Origin of the sequence: Flavobacterium sp. RNTU_13 (assembly GCF_046614455.1) — a bacterium.
In the GTDB taxonomy this organism is placed as follows: domain Bacteria; phylum Bacteroidota; class Bacteroidia; order Flavobacteriales; family Flavobacteriaceae; genus Flavobacterium.
Genome location: NZ_JBKJHB010000006.1, coordinates 20,692 through 40,547 on the forward strand (window position 1 = coordinate 20,692; position 19,856 = coordinate 40,547).

Annotated in this window: 13 protein-coding genes and 1 tRNA gene; 1 reads left to right on the forward strand and 13 read right to left on the reverse strand. The window is 40.2% G+C overall.

Features of this window, described 5'->3' with window-relative positions; translation table 11 throughout:
* Positions 1-5: 5 nt before the first annotated feature.
* Genes ACLI08_RS13305 through ACLI08_RS13315 form a run of 3 tightly spaced genes read right to left on the reverse strand, consistent with a single transcriptional unit; the run spans position 6 to position 7,019 of the window.
* Complete coding sequence (locus ACLI08_RS13305; protein ID WP_411428991.1) at positions 6-5,939, reverse strand: hypothetical protein; 5,934 nt, start codon at positions 5,937-5,939, stop codon at positions 6-8.
* Positions 5,936-6,553, reverse strand: a complete 618-nt coding sequence (locus ACLI08_RS13310; protein WP_411428992.1) for a hypothetical protein — start codon at positions 6,551-6,553, stop codon at positions 5,936-5,938. The genes ACLI08_RS13305 and ACLI08_RS13310 overlap by 4 nt, the downstream gene beginning before the upstream one ends.
* A complete protein-coding gene (locus tag ACLI08_RS13315; RefSeq protein WP_411428993.1) occupies positions 6,537-7,019 on the reverse strand; it encodes a hypothetical protein in 483 nt (160 codons plus the stop codon). Before ACLI08_RS13315 ends, ACLI08_RS13310 begins: the two co-directional genes overlap by 17 nt.
* 630 nt (positions 7,020-7,649) lie before the next feature.
* On the opposite strand from ACLI08_RS13315, the gene ACLI08_RS13320 reads away from it, so the two are divergent.
* Positions 7,650-8,111: a transposase gene (locus ACLI08_RS13320; RefSeq protein ID WP_411429201.1), complete on the forward strand. Its 462-nt coding sequence runs from the start codon at positions 7,650-7,652 to the stop codon at positions 8,109-8,111.
* Between the two features lie 138 nt (positions 8,112-8,249).
* On the opposite strand, the gene ACLI08_RS13325 is transcribed toward ACLI08_RS13320, so the two are convergent.
* The 10 genes from ACLI08_RS13325 to mraY form a co-directional block, all read right to left on the reverse strand.
* Positions 8,250-8,322, reverse strand: a tRNA-Arg gene (locus ACLI08_RS13325).
* An 80-nt stretch (positions 8,323-8,402) separates the two neighbouring features.
* On the reverse strand, positions 8,403-8,852 hold the full coding sequence (locus ACLI08_RS13330) for a GatB/YqeY domain-containing protein (RefSeq protein WP_411428994.1): 450 nt from the start codon (positions 8,850-8,852) through the stop codon (positions 8,403-8,405).
* An 89-nt stretch (positions 8,853-8,941) separates the two neighbouring features.
* Positions 8,942-11,038 carry a cell division protein FtsZ gene (gene ftsZ, locus ACLI08_RS13335; protein ID WP_411428995.1) on the reverse strand — a complete coding sequence of 699 codons (2,097 nt, stop codon included), beginning with the start codon at positions 11,036-11,038 and terminating at the stop codon, positions 8,942-8,944.
* A gap of 13 nt (positions 11,039-11,051) precedes the next feature.
* Positions 11,052-12,548, reverse strand: a complete 1,497-nt coding sequence (ftsA, locus tag ACLI08_RS13340) for a cell division protein FtsA (RefSeq protein ID WP_411428996.1) — start codon at positions 12,546-12,548, stop codon at positions 11,052-11,054.
* A 1-nt stretch (position 12,549) separates the two neighbouring features.
* Entirely contained in the window at positions 12,550-13,275 is a 726-nt protein-coding gene (locus tag ACLI08_RS13345; protein WP_411428997.1) for a cell division protein FtsQ/DivIB, read from the reverse strand.
* Positions 13,262-14,611, reverse strand: coding sequence for a UDP-N-acetylmuramate--L-alanine ligase (gene murC, locus ACLI08_RS13350; RefSeq protein ID WP_411428998.1), 1,350 nt, complete (start codon positions 14,609-14,611; stop codon positions 13,262-13,264). The genes ACLI08_RS13345 and murC overlap by 14 nt, the downstream gene beginning before the upstream one ends.
* A gap of 98 nt (positions 14,612-14,709) precedes the next feature.
* Positions 14,710-15,804, reverse strand: coding sequence for an undecaprenyldiphospho-muramoylpentapeptide beta-N-acetylglucosaminyltransferase (murG, locus tag ACLI08_RS13355; protein ID WP_411428999.1), 1,095 nt, complete (start codon positions 15,802-15,804; stop codon positions 14,710-14,712).
* 123 nt (positions 15,805-15,927) lie between these two features.
* Positions 15,928-17,235: an FtsW/RodA/SpoVE family cell cycle protein gene (locus ACLI08_RS13360; protein ID WP_411429000.1), complete on the reverse strand. Its 1,308-nt coding sequence runs from the start codon at positions 17,233-17,235 to the stop codon at positions 15,928-15,930.
* Positions 17,236-17,290: 55 nt separating this feature from the next.
* The gene (murD, locus tag ACLI08_RS13365; RefSeq protein WP_411429001.1) at positions 17,291-18,622 is read right to left on the reverse strand and encodes a UDP-N-acetylmuramoyl-L-alanine--D-glutamate ligase; all 1,332 of its coding nucleotides are present in this window, start codon (positions 18,620-18,622) and stop codon (positions 17,291-17,293) included.
* Position 18,623: 1 nt separating this feature from the next.
* Positions 18,624-19,850, reverse strand: a complete 1,227-nt coding sequence (gene mraY / locus ACLI08_RS13370; protein ID WP_411429002.1) for a phospho-N-acetylmuramoyl-pentapeptide-transferase — start codon at positions 19,848-19,850, stop codon at positions 18,624-18,626.
* Positions 19,851-19,856 lie beyond the last annotated feature (6 nt).

The following is a 19,856-nucleotide window of genomic DNA, read 5'->3' on the forward strand; positions in this document are numbered from 1 at the left end:
GTAAATTAGTTTCCACTTGCCGGAGGACAAGGCTTTATTTGTTTTACTATTGAGGCTTTTTTACCCGGAGATACCTTTAGGCTCTTTTTACCAGTATGAGATTGCTCTTTCGTAGTATATACCTGGTTAGGCACAATACTTCCTTCAACACTAAAGTGCGCCTCTGTACCACAATGATTAAAATCATAATCTTCAAAACCGTCTGAGGCTATTTGGCTGTATTTAGCATTGCTACTTACAGCAACAGGGAAACGGTAATTATACCCGTAAATAGCTGCCGAATATATACCAAGGGCATCTTTGTTTTCTACCTCAAAGCCGTAAGGGTTATACTGAGTTATTTCAGATGCAAATTTCCATTTGTTAAACATCGTTCGGGTTTGCTGATCTGTAGCATTATCCGGAACAAATATTGACCACTTGTTAAGAGATGGATCAAAAACATAAAATGGCATAAAGTTGTTGTAGTAACCACTGGTTCTAATTAAGATATTATCATTAGTATTAGGCACTGAACCAGGATTAACATTACGGGAGGTAAGATAAGCGTAAGACTTATTAGGACGCCAGTTACCTTTTACATTATACTTGTAAGGATTGTATGTTTTATCTCCAAAAATGCCTTCATCTTTATAATTAAATGTTAACTTCCCGTTGTTATCATACTTCATTTTAGGCAGATTACATTCGCATTGAGCAGCCCATTCATCCTGATATTGTATTGCAGAAGCGTTTACAATACGGTAGTCTGACCAATTTGAAGATTTAAATAAATCATTCGGAAGCTTTCCGTTAACAACTTTATCTAAAGGATTAACCATAGAAGTTATAGATGCCATACCTGCGGTAGCCAAATTTCTTCGTCCGGATCTTATCACTGTTATTTTTGCTTTATCTACCTGGTCTTTTGTTATATATTTACCGTCCTCTGTAATCAGTGTAAATAAATTATTTTCAAGCTTAACTACATACGCCTTTATTTCATCCCTAAAGATTTCTCTTGATTCATCATAGTTCATCACATAAGGTTCTACCCAAAGTTCATCTCCTTCAGTAAGGTAATCTTTAGCTTTGTAAAGAGCACCTGAAAACCTGTAAGAATAGTTTTCACCCCCTAAAAAATCAATTTCCCAAGAAGTACCTATGTTTTGCGCTGACTGACCCATAAGGTCATACGCCCAGTAAGCAGGATAATTAAACGTATAATACTTATCGTTAAATTCATTAATAGTTTCTGTAACCAGTACTTCTCCTGTATTAGCATCCCAGGCTAAGTTTCTGGTATAAACATTAGAGTCTCCATCAAAAACCCTCTGTTCCCTAAGTATGCCTATACTATTAATAACTTTTGTAACAACAGCAGTACGTGCTAAACTCTCTGTATCAGAAAAATTAGGTAAGAAAGTTCCTGAAGTAACTACAAAAGGCCCCGCACTATTTACTGCAATATTTGCGCTTACACCTCCCTGCCCCGTTTCAATGTAAGACTCTCTAAAATCATTTATGCAGTCATAGTCAACTCCCATTACCCTTTTAGACACGTTGCCTTTAGGATCTATGGTTGTAACTTCGTTATTCAGCTTACCTTTAATGTTGTTAGCCGCATCAGATGTTTGCGTTGAAGGCGATACATCATAAATATACTCCGTTTTAGATATTGGGTTATCATCCTTATCTTCTGCGTAAACATACTGACCTTTCATTTTACCGTCCATATCGTTAATGTGGATTGTATATCCTTGCGATAAGGTTAAATGTGTTTTGGTTGAACCCTTGGGGAATTTAATACTAAAACCACTTTTATATCTCGTTACCATATCGGTCATCTCTGTAAGTGTGGGGTAGTCCTTAGTGGTAAAAAATTTGGTGACTACTTTTCCTGTAGCATGTCGTTTTACTTTTACAGCAGTATTATTTACAGAGCTCTCTCTGGCAATATTTTTAACTGTTACTGTACCATAAGTAATCCGGGGAGAAGGAAAGAACATTTCTCCAAAAGGTTTTTCAACGTAATTTTCTAAATCCGGCCCTAAAATTGCTGTCCTATCTCTTGCGTCATAGAAAGGCTGAACAAAAGGGTTTTCTTTATTACCTAATGGCTCATAAGCCGCCACACCCGAAGTGTTAGCAGATTCATCATCATAGCTGTATTCTTGTCCGTAATATTCACTATAAATATCGTCACCATTGTGATTGGTCATAACATCCCAATTGTCATAAATTTTTATACTCTTAACCCTTGATCCGCCTCCAAACTTTCTCCCAGCAGGATTCATTAGCCTTACCCAGGCTTTACCTGCCACAAATTTTTTAGCAATACCCGAATTATAGAGCAATCCGTTAGGGCACTTAAAAATATCCTTAATATTAGAATATGCACGTACAATGTTTGTAAGGATTTCACCTAAATCATCCGTAACTTCATCTGATGGATGATTATAAACCAAATTATTTAAGTACTGTCTTCCAAACTCCCAACCCGCCCTACTAATAGGATTTACCATAAAATTTGAACTAGAAAATCCATCACCTTTAGATTCCTTCTCTACTTTTATACAGGCATATTTAATTCCATTATAGTTTCTAAGTTTATACTCACCGGCAAATTTCATATAACCTGTAACATAATCATACCTGTCCTGGTAAGTACCAGGAGGCGCCATATTTAACAGGAAACGGAAGTATACAGGATTATCGGTTAGCTGTTTGATGTAGTGTTTAATTAAATCTTCATCACTATTAATATTATTAACTACTACATCATCGTTAGCGCCTGTGAGTTTTATATATATGTAAAAAGGATTAATATCTATATCCGTATAAAAATCGCCATATAAATTAGTATTTGTTACATAAGCCGCGCCAGGATCAGAAGAAACTCCAACACCAGTTACTTTAAACATTTGCATAACTTCCTTATCCTGAACATAGGCATAGTCATCAGATTCATAGTTTACTGCTAACCTACCACCGGAAGGTAAATCTACCGCATTTAATAACCATTTTGTATTATTAAAGTCTGCCTTGCTCTTTGTTTGTTCTGTAAATGGGAATTCCCCATTCGTAGGAGTATCCAGAGCCCCCGTGCCAGACAAAGGGTCATTCGGTTTATAGTTACCCCAACTATCAAACGCCTTAGGATCGTAATTATCTGGTAAATCAGCAGGTGCAGATACATACGAAAATTCATAAGGTGTATATTTACCCATATTTGACTTACCATATGTAAAATATACTTTTTTTAATGTAAGCTTACCCCTGTCATTAGATATTTCATTGCTGGTTAATGTACCAGTAAAATTATTTGGAACATTTTTACACAAACTATAGTCATAAACAAAATTTGCAGTTTTTATGGGTATGGCATTAGCCCCCTTAGCTATGAACTCAGGTTTTGAGTACAATTTAATCTTATCTAATTTGTACATTGGGGCTGAAATACCAATAGCGCCGCCGCCATTTTCACCAACAACTCCGTAACCATCCTTTCTTTTAGAAATCTCAAAAATTGCAATATGGGTTTTGGTTACAATGGTATCAATATATAATAATTCCTTTTCACCATAAATATAACTCCCTTTGTCATCTTTTTTACTTGACTTCAATCCCTCATCATAATTTGCCTGCATATTTCCATAAGGCATTCTCCATTTATACGGAGTATTTCCTGTTTTAGAGTTATATACAAATTTTGTATAGCTTCCTAAATCATCATCGCTGGGTCCATTTCCGGTTAAATCAGAATAATCATTGGATAGCACAGAAGTAAGTAGATAAGTATGAGCATAAGCCGGAGTAGTTATAGCATTAAAATAATGATCTCCCCCTGCATTATTTTTTATGCTGTTATCACCAGCACCGTAGGTTACAATACCTGAGTGACCATTAAACGACCTTCCGCTTACATCAAACGTTACTTCTTTCTTCTTAATATTATAAGCTGCCCTACCGTACACGTAGCGCTCTCCTCCTTCTTTTATTATTCTAATTTCGGAAGTATGGTGGTCATGTATATATGGTTTACAATGCTTACTGAATATAGTACCAAAACCATATTTAGTCGCTTCTTTACGAGTTAGCTTTTGTATTACCTGTCCACGAAGTGCGCGGTTAGTCCTTTTTATAGGGGATGTTATATCTATTGGAGTAATTCCAGTAGCCGAAGATTTAAATTCATACCTGCTCGCTAGGCTTGCACTGTAGTCTTTGCCATCAACACCATTTCTTACGGCATTATAACCACCTATTTTATCCCTAAAGCTGTTTGCATAATCAGCATCAATATTACCAACACCAATATTTTTAAAATATATTTTTTCGTAATCCGGTCTGTTTCCTGATTTAATTTCTCTTAGTTTAGGAAGTATGTTGTTATTATTTTCCCATAAGCCTGTATGACTATTACTCTTTACAATATCTACATCTACACCAAATTTAAAGTTAGGGCTTGTAAGTCCGAATTCCAACCCCAAAGACTTACTTTTAGAATTATCATTTACCTGCCTGTCATAAATATATCCTACCTGGTTACTGTATGGTCTGAAAGTTCCCCCTACTCCTTGGCCTTGTACAGTATATATATCATATGTATAGTTTGTAAGTGGAAGAGACTTCGTGTTTTTACTAAAAGGCCGATCTTTTTCCCGGTTAAAATCTACAATATCATTCCTTGTAGCTTTAAATGTATTTTGATAACCGTATGCTTTCTCCTTAGTTATTTTTTCATTATCAGGAATAAATTGCTTAGATTTAAAACCTGTTAATTTAGGTCCTGGTTCTACTCCCCACATCTCACCGGTGTACATGGCACTGTAAGTATTGCATTCAGACAACATAGTAGCGCGCCTTGAAGGAGTATACGACGCATCTACAAAAGATATACTACTTCCAAAATTAAGTCCTCCCCCCCCTTTGAAACCTCTCTTACTGGACTCTCCTGTTCTTGCTTTCTCATAACCTAAATTCAACGACCTGTTTATTGAAATTGACTCCATACCCCTTCTACTACTGTAAGAAGTACCCATATTCAATCCTAAATCAACACTTTTATTTTTAAGAAATCCCATTTGGTATCCAAGGCCTACTGTAGAAGAAATAGATGGCCCGTTACTGCCCGAAGAGGAGATACCGATACCACCATCTATACTTAATGATTTTAATAACGGATATCCAAAGTTTGCACCAACGTCAATTGTATGGTCAAAACCAGTATAATTATTTAAAGTTACACCCAAGGATGCACTTAAGCGAACTGATAAACCATCGGCTAAGTCTGTTGTGCGTATTGGCCCGCCTGAAGACCCCCCAGATGGACCAGTAGGAGAACTACCAGAACCTCCAGTAGGAGAACTACCAGAACCTCCAGTAGGAGAACCTCCAGAACCACCAGTAGGAGAACCACCAGAACCACCAGTAGGAGAACCACCAGAACCACCAGTAGGAGAACCACCAGAATTATTAATAGTTGAACCTGAACCCCCTCCTTTTTCTCCATTTTCACCTATACCGATAAAAGCCAGCGAAGCACCTAGTTTGCCCCCTACGGTAATGTTTTCCTTCATACTATTCTCGTAAGTCATTTCATCGCCATCAAAATCATCCGGTATCCCTCTAACCTGGCGGTTAATCTGACCTATACTTAAATCCCATCCTAAACCTACCCATGATGCTTCTTGATCCATAGAAACATTAGATGAGTATGCAAGGTTTATAGGATAACCACCTACATCCATAATAGGAATATTATAGCTAAAATCTCCACTGGAAAGATCTACCATATCTGAGGTACCTATAGGGGTAAAAGAGTTAAATTCAGGCTGTCCGGGCCCTCCTGTTAATGCATAAGCACTCATAGGCGCTAAAATCTCCAGCAACATCATCATTGCCAGATACATAGACACAACCTTAGTAACCTTACTTTTTCGGATTTGTTGGATCATAATACTATTTTTGTAATGTTTTCTTTAAAACTGAATTTTACCAAACCTTTTCCAAACAACTTATCATCATAAACAAGTTGAACCGGCCTGTTAGGTGCTACACCACTAAAAAAGAGGAGCAACTTACTGGACGGAGAAACCTTATAAGCACTTTGGAATAAGACACCCTGGCAACGGATAGTGTCTTTTTGTGCGCTAACCAAAAAAAAGTCTTTATAAATATTGAAAGACATGTATTCAACCGCGCTTTCATAATCCATGGAAAGGAGATTACTTTCTAACAAATTCTTCTCCTCATCATGTAAAAATTCAAACTCAATAATGCGCTCAGTTTTGTTAGCCTTACTGATGGAATCTGCAACCACAACATCTTTACTCTCTTGAGAATTTAGTATATAGTAATCAAGTGGCACCTCAGTGGCAGTATAATGTATATCATCAATCTTTTGGGAATTGCTAAGAGATTTCCAGCCTTTTTCCTGAAAATTATAATATCGTTCCTCTACCTCGTTCTGTTTTTTTTCTCTAGCTGTTGACGATTCCTTTTTACAGGAACTAATGCAAAAGCATACAATTAAAGAAATCATTAATAGTTTTTTACCGATCTCCTTCATATCTTTTATTTATATAAGATATAAACTCCTCTGTAACATCATTTTTACTGTCGCCGGAAATAACGGACATATCAGGACCTAATCCCAATAAAACTGAATACCCTTTAGAATTTGAAAAATCTGTACCGTAACTTCTAATCCTTGAGTTAATTTTTTTTAATTCCTGGGACATTAAATTATTGCTAAGAATTTCCAGATTATTTTTTTCAGCAATAAGCTGTTGCATAATCTTTGTTTTAGTATTCGTTTCATTAGAAGCTTCTAGAGATGAATATAAACTATCTACCCGTTTTTGATATTCATAAACTTCCTTATTTGAATTAATATCCTTAGACATTTTGAATTCATTCAAAACTTTAGAAAAGTTTACATATCCAACCTTAGGTAACTGGATATAAAAAATATAAGAGATAAGAATTAATGCAGATAAAAGAACTACTGATAGAAGTACTAAGGTCCTATTCATTTACTTTGGTAGATTGGTTTATGCAAAGTTATTTTTTTTTTGGATAAAAAAACCTACAAAAAAAAATTTAATTATATCCCAACATTTTATTAAAAAAATATTCACATTGCAAACAATACACAACAAAGAGGTATGAAAAATATAAAAAATCAAATTTTACACACTACCATTATATTTAGATGTATTACCGCACAGTTAAACCGATTAACAAAAATATGCCTTACAAATTATGTATCCACTAAATCAAAAAAATGTCTATTTTTAATAAGGAATTATTTAGATAGTGTTTATAACAGGCGTAGGTGAAAGCTTTTTCCGTATTTTGAACATTTAAGACAACGCCTTTCAGATTGCTTTAATGAGTTTGAAGATTGCTTTATTGTGAATGGTATACCTTTAGAAATATGTAAGTTATCACGTTCAGCAAGAAGTAGGATTTGTAAAGAATCGCCTTTAAGTTATCTAAATAAAGGCTACTGTGCAGCGCAATCAAAACACTATTATGGCTATAAGTTACACGCGGTATGTTCTTTTAGTAGAGTGGTTAAGAGCCTTGACATTACAACAGATTCAGTACACGATATATAGTCTCTGAAGAATATTCAACATCAGATTAAAAACTATACATTACTGGGAGACAGAGGGTATTTATCTTCTGAAAAACAACTTAATCTTTTTGAAAGCTGCCAGATAAAATTAGAAGTTTCGATGCAAAAAAATCAGCACAACCATATGCAACAACTCTATATTTTTGGAAAATGCAGAAAAAGAATAGAAACATTTTTCTCTCAGCTATGTGACCAGTTTATGATACAAAGAAACTATCCGAAATCTTTTGAAGGGTATAAAACAAGAATCCTATCAAAGATAACCGCTGCAACTTTAGTACTGTATATCAAAAAATTATCTTTGACAGGAATATCAATAATATTGAAACCAGCATTATTTAAAATGCTCAACGGGATAATATATAAAAAAAGGGAAAGTCTTCCGGCCATCCCTCTAAAAACTATAACCTTGGTTAAGCAAAATAGAAACTGGAAAGACCAGCCCAACCGAAGAACTTATGCACAAGTTAGCAGAATCAGTTAACACACGTATCCGGTACGGAGAACTATAAACTGGCTGTAAAACGCTTGTTATAACACGTATCAACGGGAAAATAACGGTAATTTACAACAGGTTTTAGTTTTAAAATAATGTAAATAAACTACTTACAAAATCATTAAGTGACCCCATCGGGATTCGAACCCAAATCGTCAGAACCGGAATCTGATATTCTATCCAATTGAACTATGGGGCCTGTTATTTTGTTTGAGGTTTAAAGCTTCAATTTGAGACAGAACACCCAAAAACCGAAACTTTAAGCCTCAAACAAATTCCTTAAGCCAGTGCTTTTTTAACCGCACCCGATATTGTTTTACCATCTGCAGTACCGGCAAGCTCTTTATTAGCAATACCCATAACTTTGCCCATATCGGCCATACCGCTAAAACCATTTTCGGCAATAATTCTGCGTACTACGGCTTCTACCTCCTCTTCGGTTAGCTGCGCAGGAAGAAACTTTTCTATAACAGCTGCCTGTGCAAGTTCCGGATCAGCTAAATCCTGACGCCCTTGCTGTATGTAAATAGCCGCGCTGTCTTTACGCTGCTTTACAAGCTTCTGAAGCAGTTTTATTTCGTCTTCAGCAGATATTTCTTCTTTAGCACCACTCTCTGTTTGTGCCAGTAGTAGGCCTGATTTTATAGCCCTGAGCGACTCCAGCGCTACGGTATCTTTTTCTTTCATGGCCGTTTTCATGGCGTCCATGATCTGTGATTGCAAACTCATAACTCGTGGTTTTATTTGTGGGGCGAAGATAAAAAAATAACCCGAAAACATCATTATATTTTCGGGTTAAGGTTCACATTCGGGTTAGTTTAATCTACATTATCATGAAGGAACGAATTGTTCGATCTGATTTGCAAATCATTATTACTATCAAATCCTAACGACAGGCGCGACCTGTTACTAGCACTTTGAGAATCGTTTAAATCTATGCCCATTCTCTTATAAGCGGGCTCTTTTTCTATCTCGTCAATTCTTGAGTTGTGGAATTTATGGTTAAACTCCTTCATCTTCCTCCTGCGTTCTTCAGCACGTAACCTAAGGGTTTCCTCAATGGTCATTTCTACCGGAGAAATCTCCTCGGCCACCGGCGTAAACCTTGGCGCTACAGGCTCAGGCTGAGCTGGTGCTACAGGCTGCTGTGCTACAGGCTCTACAACAGGTTCTGCCGGAGTTACAGCTTCATTAGCAGGCTCAAAAATATTTCTTAGCGTAAACTGAAGTTCCTGTGCCAGTGGTTCCTCTTTTTGCTGTGGCTTAGAGTTTAACAACTCGTTCTCTTTTTCAAGATAGTCCTCAAGCGAATAACGTACCACACCACCTTCATTAACTTGCGGAGCCGGCACTGCGTTTACAGCAAGAGCAGCAGGTGCTTCGTCGTTAAGGCTAAAGTAAGTAGCTTTTTCCTCTTTCCTTGCATTGTCTATAGACAGGTCAAATGAAAAAGCAAACTGATCCTCTTTCTTCTCTACTATTACAAACTCAGGATCTATTACTTCAATATCCCTGAAATCTTTAATAGCAGGAGTGGCAACAGCTACAGGAGCGGCAACAACCGGCGCAGCAGCAGCAGCAGGAACAGCAACTACCGGGGCAGCCACAGGCACCGCAGCAGCGGGAGTTTCTTTTACAGGAGCCACAATTTCAAAGAAAACATCAAGGTTATTTATAAATTCTGAAGCGGGCTCCGTTATGGTCACTTCAGCTATTGGCTTTTTTTCCTCAACCTCCTCCTCAAGGGTATGTACAATACGTGTTTCTGCAACAGGCTCAGCAACCACAACCGGTTCGTGCTTGGTCTCTGTAGGCGCAGAAAAATCAAATGAAGTCACTACTGTTCTTTTAGACAGGTCGTGTACCATTTTTTGTTCTTCTTCCAGCGCGTGTACTATCTTCTTCGGCTCGTTGTTTACAATTTCGTTTTGCTGTTCTATGTTAAAGCCTGTAGCTATAATAGTTACAGCAATAGCATCGCCCAGGGTTTCGTCTTCGCCCACACCCATAATAATGTTGGCATTGTATCCTGCCTCACTTTGTATATGGTCGTTGATTTCACCTATTTCGTCAATGGTAATTTCAGTAGTACCAGAAACGATAAGAAGCAGTACATTTTTAGCACCGGTAATTTTATTATCGTTAAGCAGCGGGCTGTCCAGCGCACTAACAATAGCATCTTTAGCACGGTTTTCGCCCACAGCAGTTGCCGAACCCATAATGGCCGTACCACTGTTGCTTAGTACTGTTTTAGCATCTTTAAGGTCAATGTTTTGAGTGTAGTGGTGCGTAATTACCTCTGCTATACCGCGAGATGCCGTTGCTAACACTTCGTCGGCTTTAGAGAAACCGGCTTTAAAGCCAAGGTTACCATACACCTCCCTAAGCTTATTATTGTTTATAACAATAAGCGAATCTACCTGTTTACGAAGACGCTCTACACCTTTAAGTGCCTGCTCGCCCCTTACCTTACCTTCAAACTGAAAAGGAATGGTTACAATACCAACCGTAAGTATATCGCGCTCTTTAGCCAGCTGAGCAATAACAGGTGCCGCACCGGTACCGGTACCACCACCCATACCTGCTGTAATAAAAAGCATTTTGGTATTGGTATCGAGCATTTTTTCTATGTCTTCTATACTTTCAAGAGCAGACTGTTGCCCTACCTCAGGGTTGGCACCTGCACCAAGACCCTCGGTTAGGTTTACACCCAGTTGAATTTTTGTAGGGACAGGGCTGTTTTGAAGCGCCTGGCTGTCTGTATTACAGATAACAAAGTCTACCCCTTTAATCCCTTGCTTAAACATGTGGTTGATTGCGTTGCTTCCACCGCCGCCAACACCTACTACCTTGATCACGTTCGACTGGTTTTTAGGTAAGTCAAACGAAATACTTCCAAAATCTGTGTTCATCATAATCAACGGGTTATTATTCTGCGTTATCTAAAAAATCTTTAATCTTATCTATATACTTGTCAAAAAACGACCTCTTCACTTTTTTCTCGGTCGATTCTTCCATCACGTTTTCTACCATTGGCCTTGTAGCTGTAGCAGTGGCTGTAGCCGATGCCGTTTCCAAAACAGGTTCTTGTGCTGTTACCGCTACAGGTTCCGGCTGTGGTACTGCTGCCTGTGGCTGCGGGGTAACCGGTTTAGCTGTCGTAGCTGCATTTACAACCAGCTGTACCGGCTGCTGGTACCTTACTACCGGTGGCTGTTGGTACATAGGCTTTTGCAATTCTACAAGCGGTGTAGCACTAAGCGTATTGTTCCTTAGGCTATTCATTACAAGTCCTACTGCTGTAGCATAAAGCGGGCTCGAAATTTCTTCGCCTGATTTGCCGGCAAGGTGCTCGTTAGGGTATCCTATACGGGTATCCATACCGGTAATATATTCTACAAGTTGCTTTATATGCTTAAGTTCGGCACCACCTCCGGTTAGCACAATACCAGCAATCAGCTTTTTGCGCGGATCTTCGTGCCCGTACGCCTTAATTTCTGCAAATACCTGTTCTACGATTTCTACCACGCGGGCGTGGATAATCTTTGAAAGGTTTTTAAGCGAAATTTCTTTTGGCTCACGTCCGCGAAGGCCGGGGATAGAAACTATTTCATTATCCTTGTTTTCACCTGGCCACGCCGAACCGAATTTTACCTTAAGCAGTTCTGCCTGCTTTTCTATAATAGAGCAACCTTCCTTAATATCGTCAGTAATCACGTTACCGCCAAATGGTATAACCGCTGTATGGCGGATAATGCCATCTTTAAAAATGGCCAGGTCTGTAGTACCACCACCTATATCTATAAGTGCTACACCAGCCTCTTTTTCTTCCTGGCTAAGTACTGCATCTGCAGAGGCAAGCGGCTCAAGGGTAAGGCCAGAAAGGTCTAAGCCCGAACTTTTAATGCATCGGCCCACATTACGTATGCTGGATGCCTGACCCACTACCACGTGGAAACTGGCCTCAAGCCTCCCGCCGTACATGCCTATAGGTTCTTTGATTTCTCCTTGTCCGTCTATTTTAAACTCCTGCGGAAGAACGTGTATTATTTCCTCACCCGGAAGCATGGCCAGTTTGTGCACCTGGTTAATCAGTAAATCTATATCAGCATCGCCTATTACCTCGTCAGGGTTCGTCCTGCTTATGTAATCACTGTGCTGAATGCTGCGTATGTGCTGGCCTGCTATGCCTACCACCACATCGTTTATACGATAGCCGCTATTAGACTCAGCCTCTTGTATGGCCTGTTGTATAGACTGTATGGTCTGGGTTATGTTATTAACCACACCACGGGCCACACCAAGGCTTTTAGATTTCCCTATGCCCAGGATTTCCAGTTTACCATACTCGTTCTTTTTACCTATCATCGCAACGATTTTCGTTGTTCCGATGTCTAATCCTACTGCAATGCTCTCTCTTTCCATATTACTGTTTTTTGGTGCACACAACCTGCTGCGCAAACTTCAGGTTTATTGTTTTGTATTTCTCTGTCAATGTATCCTTAATGGCGTTGTGCAAAAACGCCTTGTAATTATCAAATTTCCTGTCGATGTTAATCGGACTGCCAAACATTATTTCAAAATCATACCCCCGTGGAATCATAACTATATTACCCTTAGGTAAAATTTCCATTCCGGTGATGTGCTTTTTTAAAAAATCATCATCATAAATATAATCCAGCAAAAGCTTCAGCCTTTTTTCCTCTACAAGGCCACGGCTGCCTGTAAGCAGCGGAACCCTTGCGGTTTCGTTTTGGCTCAGCGGCATCTCTTTGCCTTCATAATCAATATAGAACGATTTGGCTCCCTCAAACACTCTCGCAACAGGTTTTCTTTGCGTTACTTCAGCTTTAAGCTTTCCGTCTACAGTGGCGTAAACTTCAGCCTTACTTACCATAGGATTTTCACAGATTGTTCTTTCCACCCTACTCAAATCTAGCTGAACTTTCTTAATGCTTGTAAGTGAGCCCAAATTTTGTTTCAACAACTTATTAACGTCTTCTTTCGTTATAAAACTCTCGTTGTCAACGAATACGATTTCAGGCTGCTTTAAATTCCTGTTTTCATTACGATACGCCGAAAAAGAATACAGGAAAACTACCACCGCCAGCATAACCACCAGCCTTATGTTTGTCCAGTTAATATTTTTCATGCAAAAACGCTTTTATTTCAGGTACCATTTCGCCTATATCGCCGGCACCTATGGTTATTACCACCTGTGCATCTGTTTCTTTAAGCAACGGCAGCAAATCTTCTTTGCTTACCAGTTTCTTATTAGGGTTCTGTATCTTATCTAACAACCACTGGCTTGTAATGCCTTCCATAGGCAATTCCCTTGCAGGGTATATATCTAACAACACTATATTTTCAAACTTGCCAAGGCTTTCTGCAAAACCATCAGCAAAATCACGCGTACGGCTAAACAAATGCGGCTGAAACACCGCCAGTACCTTTTTACCCGGGTACAGCTCTGTAACGGCCTGGTATACCGCGTTAATCTCTGTAGGGTGGTGTGCATAATCGTCTATATACACCAGTTCATCAGTTTTTATCTGGTAGCTAAACCTTCTCCTTACACCTTTAAAACTTGCCAGTGCAGCCTTAATATCCTCAGCCGAAACACCGTAGGTATACGACATTGCTAAAGCCAGCGTAGCATTGGTTAAGTTATGGTGACCCGGCAGACCAAAATGTATATCGGTAATTACACCGGTTGGTGTTACCACGTCAAATACATAGGCGCTGTCTTCTATGCGAATGTTTTGTGCCGAAAACGCTCCGCTGCCCACACCTACCGTTACACCTTCAAGCGGAAGACCTGTAGCTACAAACAGCTTACTTTTATCTTCTACTTTATCTGCAAATTCGCGAAACGATGCCTCTATAGAAGCCGTATCTCCGTAAATATCTAGGTGGTCTGCATCGGTACTGGTTACGCACGCTATATTTGGGTGCAGGTGCAGAAACGAGCGGTCAAACTCATCTGCTTCTGCTACGGTTACCGTTTTACCACTGCCTATAAGGTTAGAGTTGTAATTTTCTACCACACCGCCTATAAACGCCGTAACATCTACACCGCTCTGGAACAATATATGCCCCAGTATGCTGCTGGTGGTAGTTTTACCATGGGTACCGGCTACCGCAAAAGAAAAGGTTCCCTTAGTGATAATGCCCAGCACTTCGGCACGTTTTTTTACTACAAACCCATTATCAGTAAAATAGTTCCACTCTGTATGCTGTTTAGGCACAGCAGGGGTAACTACTACCAGTGTATGTTCTTTATCAAGGAACGCATTTTCAATCAGGCCGGTATTGTCGTCAAAGTGAATATTTATCCCTTCGCCAACCAGCTCGTCTGTAAGATGGGTGGGAGTTTTATCGTACCCTGCTACATTTTTGCCTATGAATTTAAAATAGCGGGCCAGGGCGCTCATTCCTATGCCGCCAATACCAATAAAATAGACATTTTTAATGTTTGCTAATTCCATCTCCGTTTTATGCTTCTGAGTCTGCAAGGCGTGTATACCCTGTTTACAAACTCAGTATTTCAGTATAAATTTATCCTTCTTAATCAGTGGAAAAAAGTTTAGCTTTTAAGCAACTTTATCACCTCTTCCACAATGTCGTTTGTGGCATTAACTTTAGCAAGCTTCTTTATTTTTTGGCTCAAAGACTGCTGCTTTTCTACGTTGCTTACCAAATCTGCAAACACCGGTTGAAACTGCGTATCGAGCTGCGCTTCTTTAAGCAAAATTGCCCCGCCTTTGCTTACAATGGCTTCAGCGTTTTTAGTTTGGTGGTCTTCAGCCACATTTGGCGAGGGTATAAAAATTACCGGTTTACCTACAATGCACAACTCCGACACCGAAGAAGCTCCTGCACGCGACACTACAAAATCGGCCGCAGCGTATACTAAATCCATCCTGTCTATGAACGCCAGCACCTGAACGTTGTCTTTTTCGCTATGGTGTTTGTACTGATCGTAGTACAGTTTCCCACACTGCCAAATTACCTGTACATCATGCGCCTGTATGTAAGCAAGTTCTTTATCTATCAGTTGGTTTACACGGCGTGCCCCAAGGCTACCACCTAAAACCAACAATGTTTTTTTATTTGGATCAAGCCCAAAGTGCTTTATGGCTTCGGCACGTTTGGTATCGGTATCTATTAAATCCTGCCTTACCGGGTTCCCTGTAAAAACAATTTTGTTTGCAGGAAAAAAACGCTCAAGATTATCGTATGCCACACATATTTTACTTGCCGTTTTTGCCAGCCATTTATTGGTTATGCCCGGAAAAGAGTTTTGCTCCTGTATTACCGTAGGCACACCCATGCCAGATGCAGCTTTTAATAACGGTCCGCTGGCAAAGCCTCCGGTGCCTATCACTACATCGGGCTTAAAGTCTTTAATAATGCGCCTCGACTTTAAAAGGCTGCTGGCCAGCTTAAGCGGAAACATGGCGTTGTCTAACGTAAGCCTGCGCTGTATGCCCGCTATCCAAAGGCCAATGATTTTGTAACCGGCCTGTGGCACTTTTTGCATTTCCATTTTGTCTGAAGCACCTACAAAAAGTATTTCGCACTCCGGGAAACGCGCCTTTAACTCATTGGCAATAGCCACTGCCGGGTAAATATGCCCGCCAGTACCGCCACCGCTTAGTATGAATTTAGGTTTGTTCATTTTTTAGCAACTGAGTCTCTGAGCCGCTTAGCGGCTTAGTTTCTCAACATATTTTAATTTATCAACTTATTTTTTTCTATCACTTAAAAGCTAAGAAGCTTAATTACTCAGTAGCTAAGTGGCTCACTTCATTACCGCCCTCATTGGGTTAGCACTGTCTTCTATAGAAAAATCAGGCTTCGGCTCCAGGCCAAGTGCTTCGGCTTCTTCCTTATTCTTTTCACGCTGTATGTGTTCGTCTATCAGCTGCTGTAATATGGCTTCGCGTTCCAGCTTCTCTGCTTCTTCCTGTGCCACTTCTTCTTCTTTCTTGGTAACACTAAGGATAATACCTATAGAAATACATGTCATCCACACACTACTACCACCGCTGCTTATAAGCGGTAATGGCTGGCCGGTTACCGGAAGCAACTCTGTAGCCACCCCCATGTTTATGAGCGCCTGGAAAATAATAGGGAACCCCAGGCCTACTATAATCAGCTTACCAAACATAGACTTTGACTTATTAGCCTGTATAAGGAACCTGAAGAACAACATGAGGTACAGAAACAGTACCGTAAGCCCACCCAATATGCCATATTCTTCTACAATAATCGCGAAGATAAAATCAGATGACGACTGCGGCAGGAAGTTTTTCTGTACACTTTTGCCGGGGCCCAGTCCGTATACCTGACCGGTTGCTATGGCTATTTTGGCCTTCTCTATCTGGTAATCGTCTTCGTTTGGCTCATCATTAGTAAAGCGCTCTATACGCCCCATCCATGTATCTACACGGTTTGGCATAGCATCCGGAAATGCTTTGGCAAGCCCTATGAACATGGCAAGGAATAATACGCCCATACCTATAATACTGCCCAGGTAACGCAGCGGATAACCACCTACAAAAACCAACATACACACCATGCTGAAAATAAGTGCCGTGGTACTAAAGTTGGCAGGTAATATCAATGCCAGTATGATGAATACCGGAATCCATAATTCAATGAACGATGCTTTAAAGGAGTACTCCTTATCCTGCATTTTAGCCAGGTAGCGCGCCACATACACCATAAGCACAATCATGGCAAACGACGATGTTTGAAACGTAACCCCTATAAACGGTACTTTTATCCACCGGCTGGCATTAGCCCCGTCTATAACCGTACCCTGAAAAAAGGTATATATAAGCAATACCGCTACTACCGGCATAAACATTATAGACAACCCTTTGTAATAATGGTAAGGCACCCTGTGAACGAAAAAAATCAGTGCCAAACCTATAAATATATGTACAAGATGCTTAAACAAATAACCTATTACAGAACCCTTGCCTATAACATACACCAGGTTACTACTGGCGCTGAAAACCGGCATGAACGATATAAGGGCCAGCAAAATCACAAACGACCAGATGCCTTTATCTCCCTTAAGGTTATTTATTAATTCTCTCATGTTCTACTTCATTAATGTTGCCTTTAGGCGTTGTTCCTTTACTACCGGAACGCAATTACAAATTTTGTACGGCAGCCTTAAACTGCTTGCCACGGTCTTCATAGCTTTCAAACAGGTCAAAACTTGCACATGCAGGCGAAAGGAGAACGGTATCACCTTTTTCAGCAAGCCTTGAGGCCATTTTTACCGCTTCGGTCATGCTGGTAGTTTCTGTAACTACATCTACCACATTGCCAAAGGCGTGTATAATTTTTTGGTTGTCTACACCCAGGCACACTATGGCTTTTACCTTTTCGCGCACCAGCTGCATAAGCTCGTTGTAGTCGTTACCTTTATCTACCCCACCTACAATCCATACAGTAGGCGTGTTCATACTGTCCAGCGCAAAATAAGCCGAGTTTGTATTGGTAGCCTTACTATCGTTAACGTACTCTACACCCTGAATTTTAAGCACCTTTTCAAGCCTGTGTTCTACACCCTGAAAATTAGAAAGACTCTCTATGATGGTCTTTTTCCTGATATTTTTTAATTGTGCAACCGCTATAGCAGCCATGGCATTTTTTACATTGTGCTTACCTTCCAGTGACAGTTCCGTTATTGGCATTGTAAACTCGTTTTTAGTTATTTTACTCACTATTGTATCGTCTTTTACATACACTCCGTTTTTATTATTGCCCGAAAGCGAAAACGGAATCAGCGTTGCTTTTGTTTTATTGTGTGCCAGCCAGTTGTTAATGGCTTCGTCGTCGGCATCGTACACCAGATAGTCTTCTTTGGTCTGGTTCATGGTAATACGAAACTTAGCGGCTATATACAGGTCGTACTGATATTCGTAGCGGTCCAGGTGGTCCGGGCTTATGTTAGTAATCACGGCTATGTGTGGCCTGTAATCATTAATCCCGTCTAACTGGAAACTACTAAGTTCAAGAACGTAACCCTCTACCTTATCTTCGGCTACCTGCCAGGCGAAGCTTTTACCTATGTTACCCGCCAGCCCCACATTAAGCCCACCTTGTTTAAGCAGGTGGTGTGTAAGCAGCGTGGTGGTGGTTTTACCATTGCTACCGGTTATGCCTATGGTTTCCTTATCGTTAAACTGTTCGGCAAATTCTATTTCAGATATTACCGGTATGCCTTTTTCCTTAAGCTTTTTGACTATAGGCGACTTATCGGGTATGCCCGGGCTTTTCATCACCACATCGGCATTAAGTATCAGCTCCTCTGTGTGGGTTTCTTCTTCCCATGCCAGCTTGTGCAGTGCCAGTATCTCTTTGTAGTTGTTCTTTATCTTCCCAAAGTCAGACAAAAAAACATCGTATCCTTTTTTCTTCCCAAGGATGGCAGTACCTACACCGCTTTCACCTCCGCCTAATATTACCAGCCTCATATTACCTTAGTTTTAATGATACCAGTGAAAATATGGCCAGGAGTATGCTTACAATCCAGAATCGGGCTACGATTTTACTTTCGTGATACCCTTTCTTCTGGTAATGGTGGTGTAATGGCGACATAAGGAATATCCTGCGGCCTTCGCCAAACTTCTTCTTGGTATACTTAAAGTAGCTTACCTGAAGTACTACCGAAAAATTTTCTGCCAGGAAAATACCGCACAGTACCGGTATAAGCAGCTCTTTACGCACGGCAAGTGCCAGCACTGCTATAATACCACCTATGGTAAGGCTACCCGTATCGCCCATGAATACCGACGCCGGATAGGTGTTATACCAAAGGAACCCTACGAGCGAACCGGCAAAGGCGGCTATATACACCGTCATTTCACCGGAGTTAGGTATATACATTATATTGAGGTAATTACTAAAAATAATATTACCCGATACAAATGCAAATATCCCCAGAGTGAGCACCACAATGGCGCTGGTACCCGCCGCAAGCCCGTCTATACCATCGGTTAGGTTAGCACCGTTACTTACGGCTGTGATGATAAAAATTACCACCGGTATAAAAATCAGCCACGCCCATTTGGAATAATCGCCTCCCATAAATGAAAGCGCTTCGGCATAATCAAATTCATTATTTTTAAAGAACGGAATGGTAGTGGCTGTTGATTTTTCCTCTACCGGAGCCTGCGTGATTACGTTACGCCCCTGTTCAAACTGCACTATGTTAGCATTATCTGTACGCACTGTAACCCCCGGATGGAAGTAAAGCACATAACCTACTATAAGCCCAAGACCTACCTGCCCTACTACCTTAAACTTTCCTTTAAGGCCTTCTTTATCTTTTTTGTGGATTTTAAGGTAATCGTCCAGGAAGCCTATGGTACCCATCCACAGCGTGGTTACTATAAGCAGTATTACATAAATATTATCAAGCTTTGCCAGTAGCAGTACGGGTATAAGAGTTGAAAAAATAATAATCAACCCGCCCATAGTAGGTGTACCTGCTTTTTGGCTCTGGCCTTCAAGGCCCAATTCGCGTACGGTTTCCCCGATTTGCTGGCGGCGCAGGAAGTTAATAATGCGTTTTCCGAATATGGTAGACAATAGTAGCGACAGTATTACCGCAATGCCCGATCGGAACGTAATGTACTGAAACACGCCCGTACCGGGAATGTCTAGTTCTTTGTCCAGAAACTGAAATAAATAGTACAGCATATACTC